The sequence below is a fragment of the Bosea beijingensis genome (genome assembly GCF_030758975.1).
GTDB classification, from domain to species: domain Bacteria; phylum Pseudomonadota; class Alphaproteobacteria; order Rhizobiales; family Beijerinckiaceae; genus Allobosea; species Allobosea beijingensis.
The window spans coordinates 4,470,132-4,493,788 of record NZ_CP132359.1 but is presented as its reverse complement, the minus strand read 5'-3'; the positions used below and the strand labels follow the sequence as shown (position 1 = coordinate 4,493,788).

Annotated in this window: 18 protein-coding genes; 15 read left to right on the top strand and 3 right to left on the bottom strand. The window is 59.3% G+C overall.

The annotated features are described in order from the left end of the window. Window positions 1-4: 4 nt before the first annotated feature. Window positions 5-3,805 (bottom strand): MobF family relaxase, encoded by a 3,801-nt coding sequence (gene mobF, locus Q9235_RS21390; RefSeq protein WP_306223812.1) that lies wholly within the window; start codon window positions 3,803-3,805, stop codon window positions 5-7. Next, on the bottom strand, window positions 3,805-4,071 hold the full coding sequence (locus Q9235_RS21385) for a hypothetical protein (protein ID WP_306223811.1): 267 nt from the start codon (window positions 4,069-4,071) through the stop codon (window positions 3,805-3,807). Before Q9235_RS21385 ends, mobF begins: the two co-directional genes overlap by 1 nt. A gap of 323 nt (window positions 4,072-4,394) precedes the next feature. Between Q9235_RS21385 and Q9235_RS21380 the strand changes: the two genes are divergently transcribed. From Q9235_RS21380 to Q9235_RS21345, 8 genes are all read left to right on the top strand, one after another. Then, window positions 4,395-4,964, top strand: a complete 570-nt coding sequence (locus tag Q9235_RS21380) for a hypothetical protein (protein ID WP_306223810.1) — start codon at window positions 4,395-4,397, stop codon at window positions 4,962-4,964. A gap of 111 nt (window positions 4,965-5,075) precedes the next feature. Next, the gene (locus tag Q9235_RS21375) at window positions 5,076-5,918 is read left to right on the top strand and encodes a nucleotide-binding protein (protein ID WP_306223808.1); all 843 of its coding nucleotides are present in this window, start codon (window positions 5,076-5,078) and stop codon (window positions 5,916-5,918) included. Between the two features lie 18 nt (window positions 5,919-5,936). After that, window positions 5,937-6,773 (top strand): hypothetical protein, encoded by an 837-nt coding sequence (locus Q9235_RS21370; RefSeq protein ID WP_306223806.1) that lies wholly within the window; start codon window positions 5,937-5,939, stop codon window positions 6,771-6,773. Window positions 6,774-6,870: 97 nt separating this feature from the next. Continuing rightward, a complete protein-coding gene (locus Q9235_RS21365) occupies window positions 6,871-10,239 on the top strand; it encodes a hypothetical protein (RefSeq protein ID WP_306223804.1) in 3,369 nt (1,122 codons plus the stop codon). Between the two features lie 272 nt (window positions 10,240-10,511). Then, window positions 10,512-10,739: a hypothetical protein gene (locus Q9235_RS21360; RefSeq protein WP_306223803.1), complete on the top strand. Its 228-nt coding sequence runs from the start codon at window positions 10,512-10,514 to the stop codon at window positions 10,737-10,739. Window positions 10,740-10,783: 44 nt separating this feature from the next. Then, complete coding sequence (locus Q9235_RS21355; RefSeq protein ID WP_306223802.1) at window positions 10,784-11,101, top strand: hypothetical protein; 318 nt, start codon at window positions 10,784-10,786, stop codon at window positions 11,099-11,101. 72 nt (window positions 11,102-11,173) lie between these two features. Continuing rightward, window positions 11,174-11,716, top strand: coding sequence for a hypothetical protein (locus Q9235_RS21350; RefSeq protein WP_306223801.1), 543 nt, complete (start codon window positions 11,174-11,176; stop codon window positions 11,714-11,716). A 146-nt stretch (window positions 11,717-11,862) separates the two neighbouring features. Next, window positions 11,863-14,976 carry an autotransporter domain-containing protein gene (locus tag Q9235_RS21345; RefSeq protein WP_306223800.1) on the top strand — a complete coding sequence of 1,038 codons (3,114 nt, stop codon included), beginning with the start codon at window positions 11,863-11,865 and terminating at the stop codon, window positions 14,974-14,976. 115 nt (window positions 14,977-15,091) lie between these two features. Here the strand turns inward: Q9235_RS21345 and Q9235_RS21340 are convergent, their stop codons facing one another. After that, window positions 15,092-15,613, bottom strand: coding sequence for a hypothetical protein (locus Q9235_RS21340; RefSeq protein ID WP_306223799.1), 522 nt, complete (start codon window positions 15,611-15,613; stop codon window positions 15,092-15,094). Between the two features lie 193 nt (window positions 15,614-15,806). Between Q9235_RS21340 and Q9235_RS21335 the strand changes: the two genes are divergently transcribed. The 7 genes from Q9235_RS21335 to Q9235_RS21305 all read left to right on the top strand — a co-directional run bounded on the left by Q9235_RS21335 (window position 15,807) and on the right by Q9235_RS21305 (window position 23,635). Beyond that, window positions 15,807-16,244, top strand: a complete 438-nt coding sequence (locus Q9235_RS21335; protein WP_306223798.1) for a hypothetical protein — start codon at window positions 15,807-15,809, stop codon at window positions 16,242-16,244. Beyond that, window positions 16,193-16,879, top strand: coding sequence for a hypothetical protein (locus Q9235_RS21330; protein ID WP_306223797.1), 687 nt, complete (start codon window positions 16,193-16,195; stop codon window positions 16,877-16,879). The genes Q9235_RS21335 and Q9235_RS21330 overlap by 52 nt, the downstream gene beginning before the upstream one ends. Before the next feature lie 9 nt (window positions 16,880-16,888). Continuing rightward, window positions 16,889-18,160, top strand: a complete 1,272-nt coding sequence (locus Q9235_RS21325) for an AAA family ATPase (protein ID WP_306223796.1) — start codon at window positions 16,889-16,891, stop codon at window positions 18,158-18,160. 484 nt (window positions 18,161-18,644) lie between these two features. After that, window positions 18,645-20,603: a type IV secretory system conjugative DNA transfer family protein gene (locus Q9235_RS21320; RefSeq protein WP_306223794.1), complete on the top strand. Its 1,959-nt coding sequence runs from the start codon at window positions 18,645-18,647 to the stop codon at window positions 20,601-20,603. Window positions 20,604-20,850: 247 nt separating this feature from the next. Continuing rightward, window positions 20,851-21,468 carry an AAA family ATPase gene (locus Q9235_RS21315; RefSeq protein WP_306223793.1) on the top strand — a complete coding sequence of 206 codons (618 nt, stop codon included), beginning with the start codon at window positions 20,851-20,853 and terminating at the stop codon, window positions 21,466-21,468. Between the two features lie 30 nt (window positions 21,469-21,498). Beyond that, the gene (locus tag Q9235_RS21310; RefSeq protein WP_306223792.1) at window positions 21,499-22,293 is read left to right on the top strand and encodes an AAA family ATPase; all 795 of its coding nucleotides are present in this window, start codon (window positions 21,499-21,501) and stop codon (window positions 22,291-22,293) included. Between the two features lie 370 nt (window positions 22,294-22,663). Next, the gene (locus Q9235_RS21305; protein ID WP_306223791.1) at window positions 22,664-23,635 is read left to right on the top strand and encodes a hypothetical protein; all 972 of its coding nucleotides are present in this window, start codon (window positions 22,664-22,666) and stop codon (window positions 23,633-23,635) included. The last annotated feature ends 22 nt before the right edge of the window (window positions 23,636-23,657 follow it).

Sequence of the window (23,657 nt, the reverse complement as noted above, 5' to 3'; positions counted from 1 at the left end):
CCACCTACATCGAGAATTCAGCTTCGCGACGGGATTCGCGGCTACGATCTGGATCACGCGCCTTCGTCTGCTCGGTCTCGGCGATCCGCGTTCTAGCCGTGATAAACTGCAGGCGGCGCTCCTCGATCTCAGCCGGCGACGATTGCAGCGCCTTCGCGATGGGATTGGCCACGGCATGCCTAGTCCGTTCGCGAAGCCAGGCTACCGCCTTTTCTGGGGCGAGATCCCTTACCTTCGCAACTAGATCGGCGACGCCGCGCCTGGTCGCGTCGCTGATGGTTGACCAGGTCCACCGGCCGGTGCGCTCGGATTTTGCAATCTGCACCGGCTCCGGGTGATCGGCGAACTGAACCCGGTGGTTCCGGTTCGAATTCCAGGATCGCAGGATTCGGCCACCGAGATGTTCGGTGGCAACTTGGATCATGCTCTGGCGCTCAATGAGCAACATATCGACTGGGCTGACGCGAGCCGCCTCCACCCGGGAGAAAGGTGATCCCGTCCGCGCGGTGCCGGCTACGCGGCCGCCTTCGCTAACATCTGCTCTATTGCCATTTCCCGACCATCGCAGGCGGTCAGCGCGTTCGGCTCCTCCATGGTGTAGACTAGAACGTGCATCACCCTGCAAAAGGCTCGCAATTCGCCGGGAAGAACGTGCCAAACGGCTGCTGGACAGGTTTCGCAGACTGAGGAGGGACTTGGCCTGCGGTCCGCCGCCAAACGAGAGATCGTAGGACTCTCGTAGATATTTCCGAAGGCCGACGTCTCGCTGCTCAGGTCGCTGATAGGGACCAAGCTGGATTCGTTCATTGTTTCTGTTGTGGTCATTTCTCTCTCCATTGATGTTGTCGCGGGCCGGAATTGGTCCGTGTTTGTGATCCCTGCCTCGCAGAACCGTCGCCAGGTCGACTGGCGGCAGCGGGTATTTCGATTCCGAATGAAGCCGGGAATTCATGCGCTGTTTCAGCTGCTCCGTCGGCGAGACCGGGGGCGCCTGCTCTCCCGCTTCGGACTGTGCCCGGTTGGGCTTGCCCTCGACAAAATCCGATACGGAACGCCAATAATCCGCCGCGTTGGACTTGCGGTCCGATTTCATCGACTCCGCGATCGCGGCCTTCTTAATGGCAGCGTCCGTGACCTCAGCTGGGGGGAGATCGTCGGCGTCGAAGGTCCGCGCTATCCGCTTCCCGGTCCGAACGATGCCCGGCACCGCCGCCTCGAGGCGATCGCGAATACGGGAGGTGTCGAAATAGAGCTGCACGGTCTCCCGATGACGGGTCATCGCGACATAGGATGCCGAGCGCCCCATTCCGCGCAGGTTAGCGACGAACACGTTGTCTACCGTGATGCCCTGGCTCGCGTGAACGGTCATGGCATAGGAGTGCTGGATCTTCGGCGCGACAGGCTCGTTTCCGAAACGTTTTCCGACCAGATCGCTCAACCGGGCGGTGACCAGCTCGCTCGCATTCTTGTTCAGCCGGAACGTGAGGAGAGGGTCCGGCTCATTTGAAATGCTCTCGATCTTGGCGAGATCGGCGTTCCGGATCGTGACGGATTCGAGTTCGACCGACTCCCCGAAGATGATGTCGTCGCCTGCCGCAAATTCAATTTCCTCAGCCTTTTCGAGGCCACGAGGAATTGTCCTCACCACGACCCCGCCGCTCAGCGCGCCGCGCCGGAAGAGTTTCTCCCGGATCAGGCCGTTGATGAACCGGGCATCTGAATTCCACCCGGTCAGAATTGCCCTCGTCTTGGGTCGGCCGTCGGCAGCAACCGCACCTAGCGAGGCGAGGTAATCGGAGACGAGCTTCGCGATTGCTGCATTGCGATCATCCATCCAGTCGATTGCGCCGGCGCGATCGTACGCTTCTAGCGCCCGGTCAGTGTGGCCCGCGGCGAAATCCATCGACGCAGCGCGCATCCATTTGCCTTCGTGATCGTCACGGCCGCGCTGGCGCTGAATCTTGCTTATCCGGACTGAGCCGATCGCTTCGATCAGCAATGCCATCGGCGATCCAGCCTCGACGGACTGAAGCTGTTTCGTGTCGCCTGTGAGGATTAGTTTTGCCTTGGCCTTCACGCAGGCGACGACGAGCGCCGACAGGTCCTTTGTGCTCATCATGCCGGCTTCGTCGGCGATGATGACTGTATTCTCGTCGATCTTCACCTCACCCGTCTTGAGCATTTTCACGAGCATGCCTTGGGCGGAGTACGAGAGGTTCTCAGCCAATCCAATCTCATTGCGAAGGCTGTCGACCGCCTTCCAGGATGGCGCGATGCCCCAGACCCTTTTCCCGTTGGCGCGGGCCTCCGCGATCTCGCGAACCGCGCCCATCGAGAAGCTCTTGCCCGCGCCGGCCGACCCTTCGACGATCGAGACTATGTCGTTGTTGAGCGCGTGGCGCACGGCGACCGCCTGTTCGGCTGACATTCGCTTCGTCTGCGCGGGGTCCATCTTATCCGCGAGGACCTGTTCCAGAGACTCGGCCGTCACATAGTCACGAGCGCCCTTCCCCGCAGTCGCTGCAGCGAGCATCTCGCGCTCGGCATCGATGATGGCTTGTGTCGTGAAGACGGGGATACGGCTCTTGTCATGCCGGCCGATTTCGATGATCTGGCCACCGGCGATGACCTGCTCGACCAGCTCCTGGGCCTCGTCGGCGTCGACCTCACATTGGACTGCCTCGAAAACTTCCCGCAGAACGTCGGCACGGGTGAACACGCTTTCGGTTTCCGAGAGCGAGTCGATCGCTTCGAGAGCGAGCCGCGTCAGGCGCTCCGATCTGTCACCATCGACCAGGCGCTCGGCGCAAGCCTGAGCGGACTGGACCTCGACCGAGCGGAACAACGCTTCCGGGTTCCAGCCAGCCGCGCCGAGTTCGCCGAGCCACTGCTTCTGCAGTTCCGAGAGCGGGGTTTCTCGATCCTTATCGTCGCGAGACTGATAGGCAGCATGTTGCGCCGAGTCACGGTTTTGGGCGGTGGAAAAGCCCCGCTCACTCGCGATCCGCTCGATTTCCTTCCTGCGTTTGGAAAATTGGGTGACCAGGGTTTCTGGAACGCCCGACACCTTAAAGTTCCGGCCGTCTCGCTCGGTCTCAATGCCAAGCTGGCGACGAAGCTCAGACGCTAGCTCAGCACGATAGAGGGCAGCAATTGCTCCTCTAAAACTCATGACTGTGGCGTTATCGATGCTGCCGGTGGTTCCGTCCTCACGCACCGCTAGGTTGATTAGGACACAATGCGAATGTAGCTGCGGGTCGTTCGCACGCGACGTGAAATGTCGATAGACGGCTGCGGCAATCTCAGCCGGTGGAGCGTTGTCGCCAATGCCATCTTTACCGCGGCCGCCCTCGCCTCGCCGAGCATCGATCAACCCGGCTTCATGAACAAACCTCAGCGCTCGGCGAATAGATTTGTCGTGAGCCTGTTCGATCTTCCGGCGGGTCTCGTCATCGGCAAAGGCCGCAAGGACAGACACCGGTTTAGGCGGGCCAATCTGGATGTCAAAGCCTGCTGATCTCTTGCCGTTTGCGCTCTGGCGCACGAGAGCAGCGCCTGTCTCCGGATCGCGGCCCGCGCAAAGGTCTCGCAATAGCCGGCCATCAACTGCCTCCCCGTTCTTGCAAAACCGGAAGGGCGACAGCGTGGGGAGTGGGTAGTCATCAGCAGGACCACCCGCCCGCCACCAGACACCGCAGGTCTCGTTCTCCTGATAGTAGGCGACCTGGTCGCGTTCTTGGCCCGCGATTTCGCTCTGCTTCTCGTAGTACTCGACGCTCGCGACGCGGGTGATGCTGATGACCACTAGCCCCTCCCGACGCCGGCATTTGCGCGGTGAGCATCGACGATGAAATCGGAAATGGCCTGCAGCTGCGACGATACCTCGGACGCACTTAATTGCATCGAGCGAGCGGCGATGGCCGCATTTTTTAATAGGTCGAAGTGGTCGACCGCGACGCGTAGGGCGTCCTCGACGTACACCTGAACCGGCACGCCCTTCGCGGCCGCGGCGGCTTCAATGGCAGTCCACAGAGTAGTATCAACGCTAATTCGCTTCTGCTCTCTCGCCATAATCGAATTATCCTGCCTATTTTTGAGCTTTGAATTTCAGGTAATTAGCAATCAATCTGACTACGAACAAGGCACTAACAGTGCGTAGTGTGTCCAGAATAAATAACCGGCACTCAATTCCACTTGATTAACCACCACCATTTCATTGCCAATCTCAACTCAAATTCACCCCGCTCTCATCACTAAATCGGCCTGCGGTCACTGCGAGTCGATCACTCATTAATTTCCAATTCGCAATTGACTGAAGCGATACCAACCACTAAATGAGGAATTGCGCAACACGATTTTCAAGCGCGTTCCAATTTTTAATGAGGCACAATTCGATGTCCGCCGACGACAGCCCCCCACGCGTCGACCCGAAGGCCCTGCTTGCTGCCGTCGACAAGGCACTGGAGCGCGAGCTCAAGAAAGGGCCGGGGCGAGCGCTATCCGCCTATGAAGTGATCGTCTCGAATATCAATCGGATCCGCGAGATGAAGATCGCTCGGTTCACCGACGCCCAGATCGTCAGGTTCCTCTCCGAAATCGGGATTACCGTCTCCCTCGGCACCTTCGCCAATTACTATTCGAAGGCACTCGCCCAAACCGGCAAGGCAATCCCCCGCAAGCGCGGCCGACCTGCCCGCGACACCTACGACCCTCCCTCGAGCCGACCCGCGGTGCCGCGGCAGCCTCAAGCAAACCCGATCTCCCGGCTAGCCGCCCCGCAAAAGCCGCCAATACCGGCGCCCAGCCCAGTGTTGAGCTCAGTCACGCCCCGCACTGCCCCGTCCGTACAATCCACGACCCAGCATCAGGATCTAATGAGGCGAATTGCTGATGAAGGGGATGAAGTAGAGCAGCAGCGGAACGCCAGAATAGCTCCAAGACGCAAGCTCAGCCGCCCGCTCTAAGCAATATTGGAAAACAGTAGCCGCCTGCCGCAGTCAAACCTCCAAACCTGGTTAGGCCAGGAAGCAAACTGGCGGTCTCGCAATCACGACACAATTTGAGGACCAACCTATATGAAAATCGACCTAAACACGGATTTGAAACGCGTAATTCTGATGATCTCCGAGAAGGGCGGGGTTGGGAAGACCCACACCGCCTGCGCCCTCGTCGATTACGCTCGTAGCACCAACCAGCGCATTGCCGCCTACGACGGTGATATGCAAGGCGACTGGAAACTCTCGAAAATGTTCGCCCAATGCGATGAGGATGGCGATTTACCTGACGAGCAGAATCCAACCGCTGAGGTAGTGAGCTACGACTGTTCCAATGAGGAAGACCGCGCGATCATCGTAAACGCTTGCTCGACGGCCGATCCTGTCATTCTTCACGACATCTCCGCGGGAGGCCTTGGCCATCTCATGAAGGTTCAGGATGGCGGCGGAGGTCTCAAGCGCCTGCTCCGAGCGTTCGCTTCCGTCGGCTACCGCGTCACCATCATACACGTGGTGACGGTGGAAGATGGGACAACTAGGTCAGTTGCTGACGTTCTCGACGAGCTTGAGCTCGCTGGAGCCGCTGCCGAGATCGTAGACCACATCGTCGTCCTGAATCGAAGGGATGGAAAGAAGAATTCCGCCTTCAAGACGTGGTTCGAAGGTTCCCGCGATGCGACAACGAAAGACCGTGTGAGTGGTCCCGTAACACGGAATCGCTTTCTCGCAGCAGGTGGAAAGGAGATTGAGCTTCCAATGCTTGATCCGACGACTTGCAACGAGATTGCTGGTCTCCGTATCTCATTCTCTGAAGCGGAGAGGAGCCGGTATCTTACCCTGAATGAACAACAGTATGCGAAAAACTTTCGGATGGATTTTGCGGAAGCGATCGAGCCGGTAAAAAACCTGCTCGGCCTAGCCTAATTCGCAGCGGGCAACACCATGGTAGATCGCAATGACCCCGAGCGGCTGAAAAGCCGCTTGGATCAGGCCGCCGAAGCCTGTGGGCTCTCGAAGGAGAACCACGACCTCACCGTCAAGCAGTGTTTTGAATCGTCGATGTCACCTGATGAACCGACGATCGTTATGGCAGTGATGGCAAATTACGTGGGGCAGGTTCAGAAGCCGCTACTCACGGCGTTGAATGACGTTCCCGCGCGCATAGAGGACGCCGCCGCCCGCGCTGTCGGCCCGGTAGCGGAGGCGGCAACAGCGACGGTTGAGGCGGCTCATGCTGCCTTGACTGCGGACGTCGGCCAGCGCGTCAGCGAGCTCACTGAAAGGCGCCTCGCCATTTATGAGCGCGAGCGCGCCCGCAAGTGGAACGTCACTCTCGTCGCCGGCGGCGCAAGTCTCCTCGCCGCAGGCTGTCTGATCGGGTACGGGATCGGCGCCGCCGACGTCTCCGGCCTCGCCGCCGATATCGCGGTGTTTGCCAAGCGCGCCGATGCGGCGACCTGGCTGCAGCTGATGTCGACCACGCCCGACCTGACCGGAAATGTCGAGAAGTTCTGCACTCCTGACTCTCCTGAGACTTTCAAAGTGCTCACGGGAAGGCAGGCGTGCGGAATTTGGTTTTGGATGGATGGAAACGCGGCGCCCCAGCTAAAATCGATCGCGCGCGGTCTTACGAAAACAACATCCGACGCCGCGTCTATTTTACCCTGGTATGTCGTCGGCGTGTTTTGGATGGCGGTGCCTCTGGCAATTCGATGGGCGCTTAAGAAAATGAATGCCGGAGCCTGGCTTGAGGGCCTTTCCAAGGCGCTCAAAAACTAATATAGAAATAATTGGCCAAATTAGAAATTTTCTGGCCCAAAACCCGTTTCAGCTCCGTGGTGGGATGCTCCCCAACCTCCAATAGGAAAATTGCATAATGGCAATCGAAGACACTACCGATACCGGCTATGCGCTCAGTTCGATTTTCGAGCGACTGTCGCCAAAGGCCAAGGACCTCCTGCATTCGGGGATTACGCGATTTGACCAGCCAGCGCGCCACATCGTTGGTCGATTGGCGCACGAGGGCTTGACCCTCGAGGAGTCTGTCGAAATCTGCAAACGCCTTGCTGGTCCTTGGCGCGGTCAGTTTAACTCTGCCATTACCGATGCGGAGTTCGCTTCGGAGATCGAAACCGTATGGCGCGAAGGCGATTTCGATACGATTTACGGCGCGGAGCGCGAGAAGTTCCACGACGTTTCTGCCCGCGAGGCGATGGCCGAGGTAGTGTACCCGGTCGGCGAAAGGTCGGCATCGCAGGATCCAACAGCAGCCTGGGTGAACCAGGAAGAGGCAGCCCAGGAGATCGCAAGCGCTGCCGGCGTCCGGATCGAGCAACAGCCGGCACCTGCAAAAGCCGGGGAGGCTGAAGCTCGTCTCGGTGAGCGCGGTCAGGAGCTGGTCGAGGAGGTTGGTGATGCGACGGTGCGCGTGCCGCGCGACCGCAATTTCTTCGATCGACATGCCGTCAATCAGTTCACGGCTATTCAGTCGCAGGTGCGCCAGCGCGAGTCACAGGCGATCGCCTCGATGCTCGGCCGTGACCAACGCGATCAGGTTCGTATCGCAGACGGTAAGACCTGGGCATCCCTAATTGTCAGCGAGCGTGCAGCTCGCGAATTCAAGGCGGAGCGCCCGCGCCGAATGGACCTCGATGAGTCGACGCGGAAGGCTCACGAGGCGGCCGTTGCGAGTTCGAAGCTCAGCCAAAGCGCCATTCGGTGGATCGCCGTCGGAATGAAGGCGAAAGAGTCGTTCTTTGAGGGATTGGCTCGCGGCGACGGCCGTTATCATCGCACAGCACTGTCGCATCAGCAGCTCGCGGCAAAAATCGTCGCTCGCGAGCTCCTTCGCTATGACGTTGCCCTCGCAAAGGCCGGCATCAGCCGCGAGCAGCGCCGCGAGATGGTGGTACGTGAGGCGAGAATTCGCGCGGCAGAGTACGGTATCGGCCTCGACGTCGCCCAGAAAGGATTCGACGGCCGGTTGCGCGGGTACCAGGCCAGTGTTGCCAGATCGGAGCGCCGCCTTGCGAAGCAGGTCGAGCAGATTGACCGTCAGCTATCACGCGCGCCGGCCCGTGACCTTTCCGGTCTTTCTCCAGTAGAGTTTGAAGCGCATCGCGAGGCGAGTTTTGCTGCACTGCGGGCGCCAAAGCTCCTGACCTTGAAGGGCGTCGAAGAGCACCGAGCCTATCGCAGCGCCGATGCTGGCGAGGCAGCGATGGAAGCTCGCGGCCGTACGAAGCTCACCAGGGTCGAGGCGGCTCAGATCCTTGTCGCCACGGGAATGCAGAACTATGAAGCCAGCCTTCGTCGATCTGGTCTGGATGACAAATCCGTTTCCGCCATGGTCCAGCGCGAGCGCCAGCACCGCGAAGATGCTGTCGGCCTGAAGCCTGACCGCTCGGCCGATCGGGCGATGGCCGTCCAAAGCCTGAGCGTGAGCCAGCAGCATGGTGCAAATGCGGGTGTCACCGAGACGGAAGTCCAAATCAGCACACGCAATCATGCTCGTGTCGACGCGCTCGCGCAGCGGATTGCTCAACGCAATCCTAATGCGGCCGACCTGGCCAGCCTGAACCTGAGCGATCGCGAGCGCGGCATTCACGACCAGGCGCTCGCTACATCGCGGATCGAGACGGCGCATCTCGCCGGCATGATCAAGAACGAGGAGGTGGATCGCACCCGAATATTTCTCGGCGACCGCGAACAGACGGCCAACCGCGACTTCCTCGAGGCATGGAGTAAGAACGCGCTTTCGCAGGAAGAAGCTGCACGCATCATCCATGCAGCCGAGTTGCAGGGTTACGCCAATCACCTGAAGGCCGCTGGCCTCAGCGAAGAGCGGGTTGACCGCCTCGTGGCTTACGAGGACGAAGCCCGCCGTGCGGATCTCGGTTTGCCCAGTTTCGTGAACGATAGCCGGGCTGGCCAGCAGCAGCTTGAATCTGCTCGGGATCATTTCGACCGGTTCGAGCGATTGGCCGATCAGTCGTCGTCGATCGCGATCGGAAACGAATCTCAGGATTCTCACCGCATGAATCGAGAAGAGATCAAGAGCCTTGCGGGCGAACTCGAATTCGCCGCACGCGAGGCCTATTCTCGCGATCACAAAGTCACGCTCGGCGAGGCGGCTGCCGTTGTGAAAATCAGCCCGGAAGAGGTTCGTGCCGTTGTCGTCGATATCGAGCGCCATCGGCTAGCCGAACTGCGCGAGCAGGAGCGGTCCGCTGAAGAGGATCGGCAGATTGAGACTGAATTTCAGGCTGTCCGAGAGGACCACGTCGAGGTGATTCAAGGAAAACTAGCCGAGTTCCAGCAGTCGTACGGCGTCACCTATGACATCGGCGATCGCACCCGGCTCGCACTGCAGATTGCCACTGAGTTCGAGCGCAACGAGGCGGGAGGTGTCCTTGACGAGGCGCGAGAAGCCGAAATCGCGCGTGAGTACGAGCCCATCATCTGGAACACGGAACTCGATAAGCTCGCCGAGATGAACCGCAATGACAGCGACCTAAACCAGGCCGCCAAGATTAAAGCGGAGGCTGGCATTGCCGTCGAGTGGATGAAGGCGAACGACGTCGAACCGCGCAGCAAGGCGGCGAAGGCGCTTTACGCCGGGCTCTCCGAGACGCTTTGGGCGGATAAAGAGGCTAACATTGACAAGACTTTGCTCTCTCAGGAGACCTCCGAAGCCAATCGCACGCACATGGAGGACGCGCGAGCGCAGCACCCTGATGTGCTTGATGATCTCGAATGGAAGGCCAACGAAGTGAATCAGATGAGCGATGCCGAGCTCGCCGCTCTTGATGATGCACGCCAAACCGAGAAAGTAGAGCAGGCCAAGGCAGAATTGGCGGAATTTTGGAAGGAAAATGGCATTAGCTTCTCGAGCGATGAGCTTGAAGAGTACGCACTGCGGATGGTGAACGATACGGCCGAACACCAGCGCATTGACGAGGCGCATGAAATGTACCTCGAGAAGATCGAAATGCGCTACTCTGCGTCGAAATATTCAAATGACGCACTCGAGCGTATTGCGATCGAGCAAAAGCAGCTGGACCCTATCCGGGACGGCGCGAAGCTCCGGGAACTCGGGGCGGAGGCAAAAACGCATTACGATTGGCTGAAATTCAATGACGTCAAACCGCGGGATGGCGCTGCGAAGGAGCTCTATACGAGGTTCGAGCGCTCCGAGGCGCGAAAGGAGCGTGACCGGTCGGCCGACATGTCGATGGGCATGTGACCGTCGGACCAGGATCTGAATTGCGAGAGGGGCTGAAAAGCCCCTCTTTGCGCATCTGGCCCTGCTATCGGAGCATCCCGAATAATTGGGAATTTTCCTCGGCGACCACCCTGCACCACACTTCGCTTGTCAACCACAAATTCGGAACTTTTATCCGATTTATTTCTTGCTCTTCGCAATTTTATCCTTGATCAGCCGCCACGGCATCGCCATTATGTATTCGAGAGTTGATTAGCTCTCATCCCCCGCCACAGAGGTATAGGGAGTCTCTGATGCTTTTTATTCCGAGATTCATTGCCAACAAGATCAGCCTCCCCACCCTCATGCTTATGCTCGGCTTCGTGTTTGGTGCCGGAGCGCACGATTACCGATGGAGGCTGCCGCTCATTAATATTTCGCCTGCCGAGCTTCAGAACTCGGTGACTACGTCAATGCGTTCTGCGCAGACGTATATCCAGATCGCCCGTCGTGGGCTGGATGGGTCGGCGCTGCGCTTCTAGTGCCGACCCCGATCATTCCCCACACGAAGACAGGAAATTCGACAATGCATATTCGCCGTTCCATTGAAGGCACGATCTACGACACGAGGAAAGCCGACTGGGCTTGGAACGTGGTATCTCGGGATCTCGGGTCGGACGACTTTTACACGGAACGCACCGATCTATACCGCACTGCCGCCGGCCAATGGTTCCTCGCCGGCCGCGGCGGGGCGTGCACGCGCTGGCGCCAGGACCACCCGCACAATCGCGAAGCGACGATTGCGGGCGAAGGCATCGAACTCATCGACAGCGACGAAGCGCTCGAACTTATGATTAATTCCAACGGACCGGTCGAAGCCTACTTCGAGCTCGAAGCGGCCTGACGCGCTCCCCCGATAATTCTCATGGGAGCGCACAGACATTCGGCGTTCCCTTTCCTTTCCGGCAAATTGAGCATGAACCCTATTTTCTCAACGACCTGCGCTATCGCATCTTATATTTTCGAGATTGCTCAGACGCTTGGACGGAACCCTGCGCGGAAGACGCGAGGGGTCTTTTTTGTTCCCGAAGGCGCCAGTGAACATCTTCGTGCGTTGATCGCTGAGGCAATGCAGCGGCCAGATGAGGTATGTCACATACTTGAACCGGAGGGGGCATTCAAGAAATTCCGCTATTTGCTGCCATTCTCGGACCAGTATTCTAGTTGTGTCCGGCACTTGGCTGAGCGGATAAGCAACAGCCCTGATGCTATTGTTGAAGTCGGCGGATTCGACAATCTAAATCCATGGGAAAAGGAGTCCCTGCTCGAATCCCTTGCGGAAGGGCAGTTGGGCACCATCTTCTCCCCGAATCGGGTGTCGCTTGTAGGCGTAACCTTCGTTGTGCGCATCAACGCCGGATTTCCAGCTCAGTCGCTTTCCTTCCAAGACTTCTTGAGGAACAATCGGATTTCCCTCGACGAGGCGGCCCGGGTGCATTTTTACGGATGCTTTGAATAATTACGGCCCAGCCAACCTCTAACCTCATTTATGGCTTCGCGCACACTTTCATATCTAACCTTTCTCTTCTCTCTTCAATTTCATTCGGCAATTTCGCCAACACCACCCGGATTGATTGCCGGGCATTAAATATTCGGAGCATCATCTTGAAATCGAATTGGTTGACCGGCAGAACGTCGGTCCGCGCGCTCGCAATCGCGGGGGCGCTCCTCTCGTCGTCGGTATCTGCCGTCGCTCAGAATTCCTGGACCGGCGGCGATGGCAATTGGTCCGATCCGTTGAATTGGTCAGCCGGCGTTCCAACCTCTGCCGATCGCGTCGAAATCGGCTCTGGAACCGTGAGCGTCGACTCTGCCGCGAGCGCAGAGAAGCTGACGCTCGGCGCGGGCTCTACGCTCTTAGTTACCGCGCTCGGCATGCCCACCATTGCCGCGCTCGATATGGCAGCCGCATCCTCGATCGCGGCGAACGGTGGAACGCTGCGCTTCGCAATGACCCCGACGGCGGGCCAGACAGCCGTGAACGGGCTAATGCGAATCGAGAATGGCGGGCAACTCGTCGCGACTGGTAACGGCGCCGATCCGGCTTTGAGCTTGGCCGGTCTGCTCGTCGGGCACGGTGCCGCAGGCAGGCTTGAGCTCGATGGGTCGACCGCCTCGATAATGCCCACCCTCCAGATTGGCCGAGGGCCGGGCGGAAACGGCGTCGTGAGCGTCGAAAATGGCTCCACTGTCACCGCGTCCAGCGTGCTCGTCGGCGATGGTGGTACTGGGCGCCTGGAAATCATTGGTGGCTCGACGATGCAGGCCCAGGGCGTTTCGCTGGGTCTGAATCGCTTCGAGGCCGGCAGTCTCCGGCGCGGTGAAGGGTCGATCGACGTCGCAGGCGCAGGGTCTCGGCTGGCAACAAATTTCCTCACCGCAAATGGCGATGCCACGATGACCATTCAGTCGGGCGCGACGGTCGACGTTGGTAGTCCCGCCGTCAATTTGCCGCCCGGCTTCTCGGTTCTCGCCTTGGGCACTGTCACATTCGATCCGATGCCTGGAACGGTGGTGCCTGATGTTGTCGCCCGCAACTCGGTAGAAGTTACCGGCGCCGGGTCGTCCTTGATCGTCAATGGCGAGGCAGCGCTTGGCGACGGCGGCGAAGTTGATCTTCGCGTTGGAGCCGGCGCCAGCATGCAGGTGACCAAGCTGCTGACGCTCGGCGGCGCGACGATCACGCCGTCACATGGTGTCAGATTCGCCGGAAAGGCGGCGGTCACGGCCGCCGGCACGCTGAATGCAGCGGAAATCCAGCTTGGCCGTGACGCTGGAAGCATCGGCGAGCTGACGGCGAGCGGCGTGGTCCAGACCAGCGACCTGACCGTTGGTGTCGGCGGCACTGGCGCTGTGCGGGTCTTGGGTGGTGGCGTGCTTGATGCTTCGAACATTGTGCTCGGCCGAGACACCGGGTCGACAGGTTCGTTGCTGATCGACGGTTCTGGTTCGATTGCCCGCACTCCAAACCTCACTATTGGTGACGCCGGCGTAGGTTCTGCCCGAGTTGCAAACGCTGGCGTCCTTGAGGCTAACCAGATCGCTTTTGGCTCAACCGGCGGGCGCCTGACCATCGGCGGCGAGAGTGCACCGGAAGCGCCTGGCGTCGTTCGCTCGACCGGCATCACTGCGACCGGCGCGGGTGGGGAGGTTTTCTTCAATCACAAGAGCTCCAATTATCGCTTCGACACCCCGATCGCGGGCGGAGTGTCGGTCATTGCCGCGGCAGGCACGACGCGACTTTACGGCGATCAGGCGTTCTCTGGTGCGGTCAACATCCGAGCGGGCGCAGGGCTCGGTGTCGAAGGCTCTGTTGCAAGCAGCGTTGTCAACGCCGGAACGCTATCCGGCGGCGGTACGATCGGCGGCAACCTCTCGAATTCCGGTCGGATTGAACCAGGCGCTTTCAACGCACCTGGCCAGTTCTCGACCATGACGGTTCGCGGCGCCTATTCCAGCTTGGCGGGCAGCTCACTGGTCCTCAACACCACACTGGGTGATAGCAGCTCGCCATCGGATCGGCTTTCGGTCGGTTCGGCGGTCAAGGGCAACGGCTCGACGGAGGTGATCGTCAACAAAGCCGGAGGCCTCGGCGCAGCGACCACCGGAAAAGGAATTCAGCTGATCGAAGTGAAGGGCGGCGCTGCGGCAAGCGAGGCAGGCGTTTTCACGAGCGGCCGGCGAATTGCGGCCGGCGCCTACGACTACAACTTCGGTCGGAATGCTGAGGATGGCTCGTACTATCTGACGACCGAGCCAGAGAAGCGCATTGAGGTCCACAACTTCGCTGCGGTTCCGGACCTCGCGCGAATTTACGACCTCAACACGCTCGGCACGCTCGAGGCGAGGAAGAATGCCCTTCCCTCGGCTGGCGAGATTCCGTGGTGGGTCCGGGTGTATGGCGCTGGCGGTCTGCACAATGGCGGTCTGGAAAAGGGCCGCGGGGCACATTTCGACTACGCCTTGGGCGGGATGCAGGTCGGTGCCGATCTGTACCAGGTGGAGTCCTTCGCTGGCTCGCTCGCAACGAGTGGCCTCTATGCTGCTATCGGCACTGGCTCTGCCGATGTGTCGCGAGCTTCTGGTCGGCTTGCAAATGGCAAGTTCGATTTGAATGGCTACACGGTCGGCGGTTACACGACTTACCGTTGGGATCGGGCCTATCTCGATGTTGTGGCTCAGGCCACGCGTTTCGACGGCAAGTCGGGTTCGAACCTTGGCCAGTCGAGCTCGGTGAATGGCTGGGGTTTCACCGGCTCGGTTGAAGCCGGTTATCACCTCGGCGACATGGCCGGCTGGAAGATCGAGCCGCAGGCGCAGCTTGTCTATCAGCACATTGCGCTCAGCGACATGCAGGACGGCTTCGGCCGGGCCCGCTTTGGCGATCAGAATGTCGCCACCGGCAAACTGAGCCTGAAGGGCTCGCGTTCCTTCCTCGTCGGAGATGGCACGCTCATCAACACCTGGGGGCGCATTTCGTTCGGCTATGTCGCCGGCGACCTCGGCTCTCTCACCGTCACCAATCTCGATGGTGCCTTCCCGGCTAGATTTGCGCTGGGCAAGACCGGCGCATTCGGCAGCCTCGAGGCCGGGTTCGACACGAAGCTGTCCGAGAGCACGACGGCGTTCGCTTCGGTGAGCTACGAGGCCGGTCTATCAGCCGGGCGCCGCGGCGATCAGGCGTTCGCCGGCCGGGCTGGGCTGCAGGTGAAATTCTGACGCGACAAAAGTGGGAGCCGGCGCAAGGCCGGCTCTTCAACTCCCCGAAAACCGAGAACATAACATGACAAATCAAAATCGCGCATCGACACTGGACATGCCAAAGTCAGCAACCTCAATCGCTTTGTGGCAACTGCCAATTATGCTGACGGCACTTTCTGTAGCCGAATTCGTGATATTTGCGGCTGTCCTCTGTAATATGTTCCCCTACGACCCAGATAATCCCGAGCATCGTCCAGCCATCTATTACCACACTTATATAACGATGTTTGCACCGATTGTGTACCATGCCTTGGTTTGGGCAATCAGTTCCCACGCTTGGAGACGTGGTTTCGAACGACATCTGCTCTTCATCCAGACTGCATGTGCATTTCTTATTGGACTGCCAATCGACGCGATGGCGAGGCGGATCGACGGGATGGGATATGAGAGCTTTCACCCTGTCGGCGGGATCATACTGGTCCTCCTGGCCGCATCTATTTTTTGCGCCTGCCGCCTGATCCTGCGAGCTTCGCTGCGAGTCCTTCGGATTCTTAGGAGGTAATTTTTCGACGAGTTCGGGCGCATTGCCTAGAGCGGGAAATGCGGATCGGTTCGCGGCCTGCTTCTCATCCGAGCCGATCGCCTGGGCCGGCACACCGCCGGCTTCGGCGCAAACCTAAATCTCGAATTCCAAAGCGATTATTTTCCGCATTTCGCAATCTTTTTGATTGAGTCGCGACCGAGATCCTAGTAGGTTGGTCCTATCGAAGTGGCAAATAATTGCTTCGCTGATAGCGGCCCCGAGCGCCGCCCCAATGGATTCCCCACACTCGATATTGAGACCGCAAATGTCAGAGATCATCGCCAAACTTCATCGTCGAATTGAAACAATCGCGGCGCGCCGAAAGCCGCAACTACTCCTCCTCGTGATGCTGTGTTTTGCGACGGCTAGTCTGTGGGCGCAGCCCGGAGCAAAGCTCATTGCAATAATTCTGGCGGCCGGCGTCGTTCTAGCCTCCGCCTCACTGACCGTAGACGGCTTCGAGGCACTCGCCGCGCCAACGACGACGGAGGGCGCGGCAAATGGAATGCTCATTTCCGTGCTCTCCTACTTCGCCGCCAGGGACCTTGTCCGGGCGGTAGGCAAGTCGATCACTATCCCCGTCGCCAGCGAGCTCGCACTTATCAGCTTCATTCAGAGTTACGGCATCGCGCTGTTTATCATTTCGAGCGCATGCGCAGTGACAGCGTTCGTCTCAAGGCAGCTCGACTGGACGAGGTCTTGATTATGCGCGCGGCCCCCGAAAATCAGCGCGCGATTTCGGCTAACGACGCTATCTCGACCCCGGCCAGTAAAATTGGCTCCCCCCACAAACTCACCCGCCGCCTCGTCGGCGCCGGAGCCCTCGCCGCCGTAGCGGTCGGCGGCCTGGCGCTCATCGCCGGCAAAGGCACCAAGGCATCGTCCGGCCCGCAGCCCCTTCGACTCTCCCAAATGGAGCTCAGCGAGCGGATGAACGTCTGGGCTTCGCCTCCTGCGACGCATTACACCGCCGAGGAAATTGCACCCGGCGAGCTGGAGCGCGCCATCCTTGGTCTCGGCCTCGATCATTCGGCCGCCAATGCGCTCAGATTCAACCTGGATGACGGCACGCAGCGGGTTGGCCTTTTTTACGCGTGGGATCCCGATGGCGATCGCGGCTCGAAGGCCAGTTTCTCGACGCTCGGAAACACCACGACCGTTGAGCTCACCTCGTCGCCAACCAAGGTCTACGTGCTGCTTTCTAAAGCCGGCACCGAGACCATGTTGCTGATCAACACGCTGTCGCGGCAGATGTCCGTCGGGATGGGCTTTCGAAATGGGCAGATCGTGACGCCGTTCCGGGAAAGCCCGGACGATTTCCGCAAGAGCGTTTGGTAGGACCCTGCAATGGGAATGCTCATCGGCGGGATGGTCGCTCAGGTCATCATGGCGTTCATCCTGCCATTCATCCCCCTCCTCCTGCTGCCCTTGAAATGGGCTCGTCCTTTCATAGTCGCCTACCTGCTGTTCCTTCTGGCCCAATGGCTGGTCGGACAGTTCATCGTGGCGACGTACGCGATCTGCGCGATCGCCTGGTTGGTCACGCTCATCCTCGTGGCCCACGCCTACAAGCTCACCAGCAGCGGCCCGCTCGGGGCCATGCTCGACCGTCTCCCCGGAAGTTGGAAATTGCGAATTATGGATATTCTAGACATCATCGCTGACAAGGAAGCTCTCGAGGAGCGGCTGCAGCAAAAACCCAAGGCGGAGATCATCGACAACGTTGCAATTGCGAAGAAGATCAAGTCCGAGCTTATCGGCCAGGATCGAGTAGTCGACGATTTCACTGCTCAAATGCGGCGCGCCATGTCGAAGGAGAAGCGGAAGCTACCGGTCTCGGTTCTATTTTTCGCGGGCCCTCCCGGTGTTGGGAAGACCATGGCGGCCGAGTTGATCGCGCCAGCGCTGGGCCGCAATTTCAAGGCGTTTGCGATGTCGCGCTTTACGACCAGGGAAAACGCCTCGACCCTATTTGGCATCGGCAAAGGCTACGTTGGATCAGATTCCTGGGGGCAGTTGCCAGCTACGCTCAGAGATTACCCCGACTCGGTAATTCTCTTCGACGAAGTCGAGAAGGCGGACAAATCGATCTACGATCAGTTCCTGACGGCATTCGAAAGCGGTTTCCTCTCCGAGGCGAGCACTGGCAAGAATGTCTATGTGAACCGAGCTATATTCGTCTTCACAAGCAACTCGAAGTCCGACGAAATTGGCGACGCGGCCTTGAAATACAAGGATGATCGCGATCAGTTGCGCAAAGTCGCTACAAACTTGCTCGTTGAGGACGGATTCCGGCCGGAGTTTCTCGACCGATTTGATGGCATTTTTAGCTTCGCCCAACTCGAAGGCCTGGATGTCGCTCGCGTGGCGGCGCACTTCATCAAAAAAGAAGTAGAAAGCCACGGCCTCAAAATCAAAGCCGGGAAGGATGGCATCAATACCGACATTCTGTTCGACTTCATCGAGCGATCCAAAAAGCGCGGGACTGGCAACCGCGATATGCGACGACGCATTGAAGAGGTCATCGCGGATGGCTGCATTGATGCGAAGCAAGGTGGCTTCTCGACTGTTCGCATTGACCTGTCGGACAATCGATTCATCGTCGAGCCGGTGGCGTAAGCGCTATGGGAGAGCGACGACACTTTTTGACACGGGCGTTTGACTACGCGCCGCGGGAACTTCGGAACCTCTGGAACAAGTCGACGCTCCACATCTGGAAGGTCGCGAGCGTCACCGCCGTCGCCACCACGCTCGGCATCGCGATAGCGGATCGACCGAAGCCCCCTCCCCCGCCTGTGCCTGAGAAGCCATTTCGGGAGGATAGCTGGAGGCGAGACTATCCGCGGTCGCCGGAGCCAGCACCGCGGAAGGAACAGGTCGCACAACCCGCTCCTGCGCCTGAGCCACCCAGGGTACAACCTGCTCCGAGCGCACCACCGTCATTGCCTGCGCCGCCGGTTCGAGCAGCTCCCCTTCCCCCAGCGGTTGAACCGGTATTCCAGGCACGCCCAGCCGCCGCGGCTCAGAAGCCAAAGCAATCGCAGATGGGTAATTACAATTACGTGGGCCAGTGAGCCCTGATTTAAATTAGGACGACCCGCACATGATGCCAAAATCAATTCCGCAGGCCTTCATTTATTTGTGCCTGCTGATGCTCGCGGCCGCAGTGATTGCTTTCGGCTATAACGGGTACATTTCACCATATATCCCATACCCGTATCTTAAGCTGATCTGGGAGGCCTCGCCGGCGATCCTAGTGCTCGTCATTGCCGTTCTTGGAAACGAGAAGTTCCGGTTGGTGTCCGCCATCCTCTCCATCGTCGCCATCTGGTGGGGTATCTCGGCACTCAGCGGGCTCTATGGTGCGGCGGCCACGGTCCATGTGCGTCATAGCTACAGCTACTGGCAGATTCTGAGCTCCTATTGGTACTGGTTCCCCGCGCTCGTGTCGGCCGGCACGACAATAATCGGCGTCGGGGGCCTCATTAAATCGTCAAAGCTCCTGTCTAAGGGGTGGGACTTCGCATTGCGATCGGCGAAAGGTGTTGCTCGCGATCGCGGCCTCGTGCGCGACTCGGATAGTGATCTCTACGGCCAGGCGAAATGGATGGATCCCAAAAAGGCGATCTCGCTCTGCGAGGGTCGACGCGGGATTCTGCTGGGCCAGATCGAGTACAAGAAGAAGATGCGGCTCGTCCACTATCCACTCGAGGCACATGGAATGACCATCGCGCCGACGCGAAGCGGAAAAGGCGTCTCGGCGATCATTCCCAATATCCTCGCTGCAACCGCTAACTCGTGGGAGGGCCCCGTGGTCGTCATCGAGCCGAAAGGCGAGAGTTGGAGCGTTTGCGTGCGCCGGAGACGGGAGCTTGGGCGAAAGACAATTCTCCTCGATCCATTCGGGGTGATCAAAGGCGAGACGTCTGCGAAGTACAATCCGTTAGATTTCGTTCGGCGCTCCAAAGAAGGCGTCCGGGATTTGGCCGCAATGATCTCGCCGCTCCTCGGAGCTTCCAGCTCGAAGTCCGGTGGGGGTGACAATAGCTTCTTTGAAAAGTCGGCCCGTACCGTGATCATGGGATTTTTCGCGTGGGCCATTGTGAATCCCAATCCTGCGAATAGGAACATGGCCTATGCCCGACGCCTTCTGCAGTTGCCCTGGAGTGATCCGGACGGCGTCTCGCTTGAGGCGGAATGCGAGAAGATGTCCGCAAGCGCCGAGTTCTACAATTTGCCTGCAGACGCTGCTTCTGTTCTGGTGAAGCTGAGGGATTCCGAAAGGACGCTGGCGAGCCTCGTCGCGGAATGCCTGAACACCCTGAATTGGATGATCATCCCCGAACTCAGCGAACAGGTTTCGGAGTCCACATTCAACGTCGAGGATATTTGCGCGGGTGATACAGATCTATTCGTATTTGTTCCCCCGAGCGCCCTTGAGGAAGATAGTGAGGCTAAGCTGTGGCTAAGAATGTGGGCTTCGATTCCGCTCATTGTTGCCGAGCGAACCCGTCCAAAATCTCGACTGTTGGTGCTCCTCGACGAAGCGGCGGCGATCGGAAAATTGAACGCGGTCGTGAGTGCCTATCAATTGGCGGCTGGCTACAACATTTCCATGTGGCTGTTCTCGCAGGACTGGGCCGGTTTGAAGGAAGCCTATGGCGATAACAAAGTCGAGATTATGCGGTCAAACTCCGACTTCTTGCAGGTCTACAAGCCGTCCGACACCGCCCCGCCAAGCACTTTCAATGATATCGCCGAATCCCTTGGCAATAAGACGGTGATGGAGGTTAGCAATAGCGAAAATTCAGGCGACAGCTCTAAGATAACCGACTTCGTAGCAAACCACAGTCGGGGTACATCGACTTCTGAGAAGCAAACTAAGCGGCACCTGATGACGCCTGAAGACATTCGCGCGATGGATAGAGACGAGCTGATCGTGTTCCACCGGCACGAAAAAGAGAAAGGATCGCTGCGCCTTCGCCAGGTGCGATATTACAAGCATCCCGATTTCAAGGGGATGTTCGGCCAAAACCCGCACCACCCAGGGAAGGCAGCGTAGCTCGACCACACCTCCCTCAGCACAACAAGGGCGGGCGACCATCACGGTCATCCGCCCAACTATTTTATGAATTCGCAATATTTTTGCTGACAGACATTTCCGAATTTCGTATCGTCTGAGCGTCGCAAATGACTTGCGGCGAGCCAAGCCAACGCCATTCGCGTATGTCGGCGTACATTTCGGACTTGGCTGTGACGTTCCAATAAAATTCGCAATTAAACACCCCCTATTTCAGCGTGGATTCCAAATGCAGCAGCCCACAGAAATTGCCAGCCGAAGCCTTCGGTCGTTCCGTTCCGTGCTTCATGATCGCTGCCCCGGCCAACATGATATCGTCGACGAGATCTCCGGCGCGCTATTCCGGCGTCTCAGTGCGGACCGCGGCGATCGCCCCATCGCGACCTTTGTTCTCGCCGATGCGTTCAGCCGGCTCCGCAAGCGAACCCGGCGATTTGGCAAGCAGCTCAAGCTGTGCCTGTCCCTCGCGAATGCGCTCCGGGTGGCAACCATCGTCGAGTACATGTCGGCCGATCGCCCATCCTCTGCCGCAGACGTAGCCGAGCGGATCCGCGCCAAACCCGACGCAATCGTGGTCCTGGTCGAGCTTGAGGAGGCGCATCCCGGCGTCGTCGCGGGTTTTAAATCAGCTTGGGAGCGCGGCTTCCTGCTTGATCGCGACGGAAACGAGGTGTCCTGCCGGTCGGCAATCATCGTGCTCGTGACGGACGGCGGTGCCGAGGAATTCGCGGAGCTCGCCACGGTCAACGACCGCGATGTGCTCAACCGCTCGTCGCTGCAACTCCTGCGGAAGTCCGGATTTCCCCGCGAGATCCTTGAGCACGTCGACGGCGTGTTCCTCCCCTAATGGCCGCTCAGACAAACTGGAAACTCTACAATGATGAACATTGATCGCAGCTCACAAAGTACGCCGGCCCCCTCCTCTCATCTCCTATTTGGCCTCCAGGATCTGGTGCGCGAGGTCCGAGCCGTTGTCATCGGCAGCGGCAACCGGGACAAGCCGCTTGTCATTGCCATCACCGGCGCCCCAGGCTCCGGAAAAACGGCGGCCGCCGAGGCTATTGCCGGCAACACCGCCTTGAAACTCGTGATGGCAGATTGCAGCCACGCCGATGCGGTGCAGACCATGTTGGGTGCGAGGCGTGGTTTCGTGGGATCGGATCGCTGGGGGCGTCTGACGGACTACCTGCGCAACCATCCTAACGGCTGCATCGTCCTCGACGAGTTCGAAAAGGCACACCCCGAAGTTCAATCTGCCATTCTGAATGTCTGGACCGAGGGAGTTGCCATCGAGCGATCGTCGGGCGACGCTGTTTCCAGCGCGCGAAGCACGTTCATTCTTCCGGTGCATTCACTCAACAACCTGACGGCAGACATCCGAGCCGCAGTTTCGCGTACCTTCGCCGTCCCGGCTCTGAGCGCTCGGGACCAGGCGCAATTGATCCTCGCGCAGATTGAGCGGTCCGCCTCGACCTATCGTGTTCACGTCGACCTCCATGATCCGGCACTGATCGAAATCCTCGAGAAGCTACTCGGCACGCACGGCCTGATCACCTTCGCCGATCTGCAGCGCAAGCTTCATCGAAAGGCGGACGATCTCTTTCTCCAGGCCGCGCAGCAGGGTCGGGAATCGGCCGTTGTCACCGCCGCTGACCTCGGTCTCTCGCACTGATGCACTCATTCGGCGGTTCGACGACGCCTTGTTGTGTCGCCCCCACCGCCATCAACGCAGGCAACGCCATGAAGAACACCTCGCCCTCCCTGTACGCCCTTCGACTCGCGCTCGTCATGTCAGCATTCGCAGCAGCTTTCGCTGTCTTCGCAATCCCCCGCCTGAAGGCTGAGTCATCAAACGCCGCAAACGCCCAAGTCGATCGCTCGATGGATAGGTCGCGGCCGCCGACCCTGCTGAGTCCCAAAGATGAACCTCGTTTTCAGGCCGCTCGCGAGTGCCTCACCCACGAGCGCTCTCGCACGATCGCAGAATGCATGGATCGAGCGCTCAAGTAATTCACGGGCCAACCTTCACGACGAGATTTGCAATGACGAAACTGAGAATTGCCCTACCTACCGCCGCCGCGGCCCTCGCGTTGTCATGTGCCGCGATGGCTGCCGACAATATTCCGGGCCCCTATGGGCCGAACTCCATGGAGGAACCACAATCCGTGGCTGCGCCGACTAAAGTTCGCCCCATGGCGCAGCTACCCGGCCAGTCTCCCTCTCCCTCAAGACCGCCCCCTGTCGCGGCGCCGGTGCCAGCGGCCAACCCTGCGGTGCAAAAGACGGCACACGCTCCAGACGCCGACAAGGATGCGACGATCCAGAAATTGAAGGCCGAGATAGAAAAGCTCCGCGCCGAGAAGCCTGGCTCCGCGGCTTCGCCCACGGCGTCCGGCGACGCCAAGGCAACCGACAACTACCAGGGAGGTCTCGTCGGCCGTATTTTTAAGGTCGTGATCGGAGGCGGCACTTTCGGCACCGAGTTGTCGTACCTGCCTGAGCCGGATGCACTCTATAGCTTCCCGCTCAATGCGACCCGCTACAACCTGGGTGAGCAGCGCAAAGGCACCAATGTCCCGCGGAACGAGATGATCGCGTACCGCAACATTGGTTTCTATCATGCCAAGGAAGGCGGCCGTCACGTCTTCAGGACTACGATTGAACGCGACGGGCGCGTCACGCCGGAGCATTCCGGCCAAGCGAAATGCATGCTTGGCGTGCTGATCGGCGATCAGGCAATCTCGGCTCTATCCGGCAACATCGAATTCAATCCGCGAGCCGCGAAGACCGCGATAACGACGGCCGGCGGAATTGATCTCGAGCCTGGCTTCTACGCCATCGAGTGGGACGCGTTCTGCTCGGTCAGGAACGATTATCTCGATCTCCTGTCGACCACCCTCGAGATCCAGACGCCCTCAGATCTGTCGCCCGTGGCACCCGCACCAGGCATGCTCCAGCGCAGGGAGATCAAGCAGGCGCCGCAGCCCCAGAAGCGGATCAGCGCCAGGCGCTGATCCCGATTGCCCCAGTCCCACA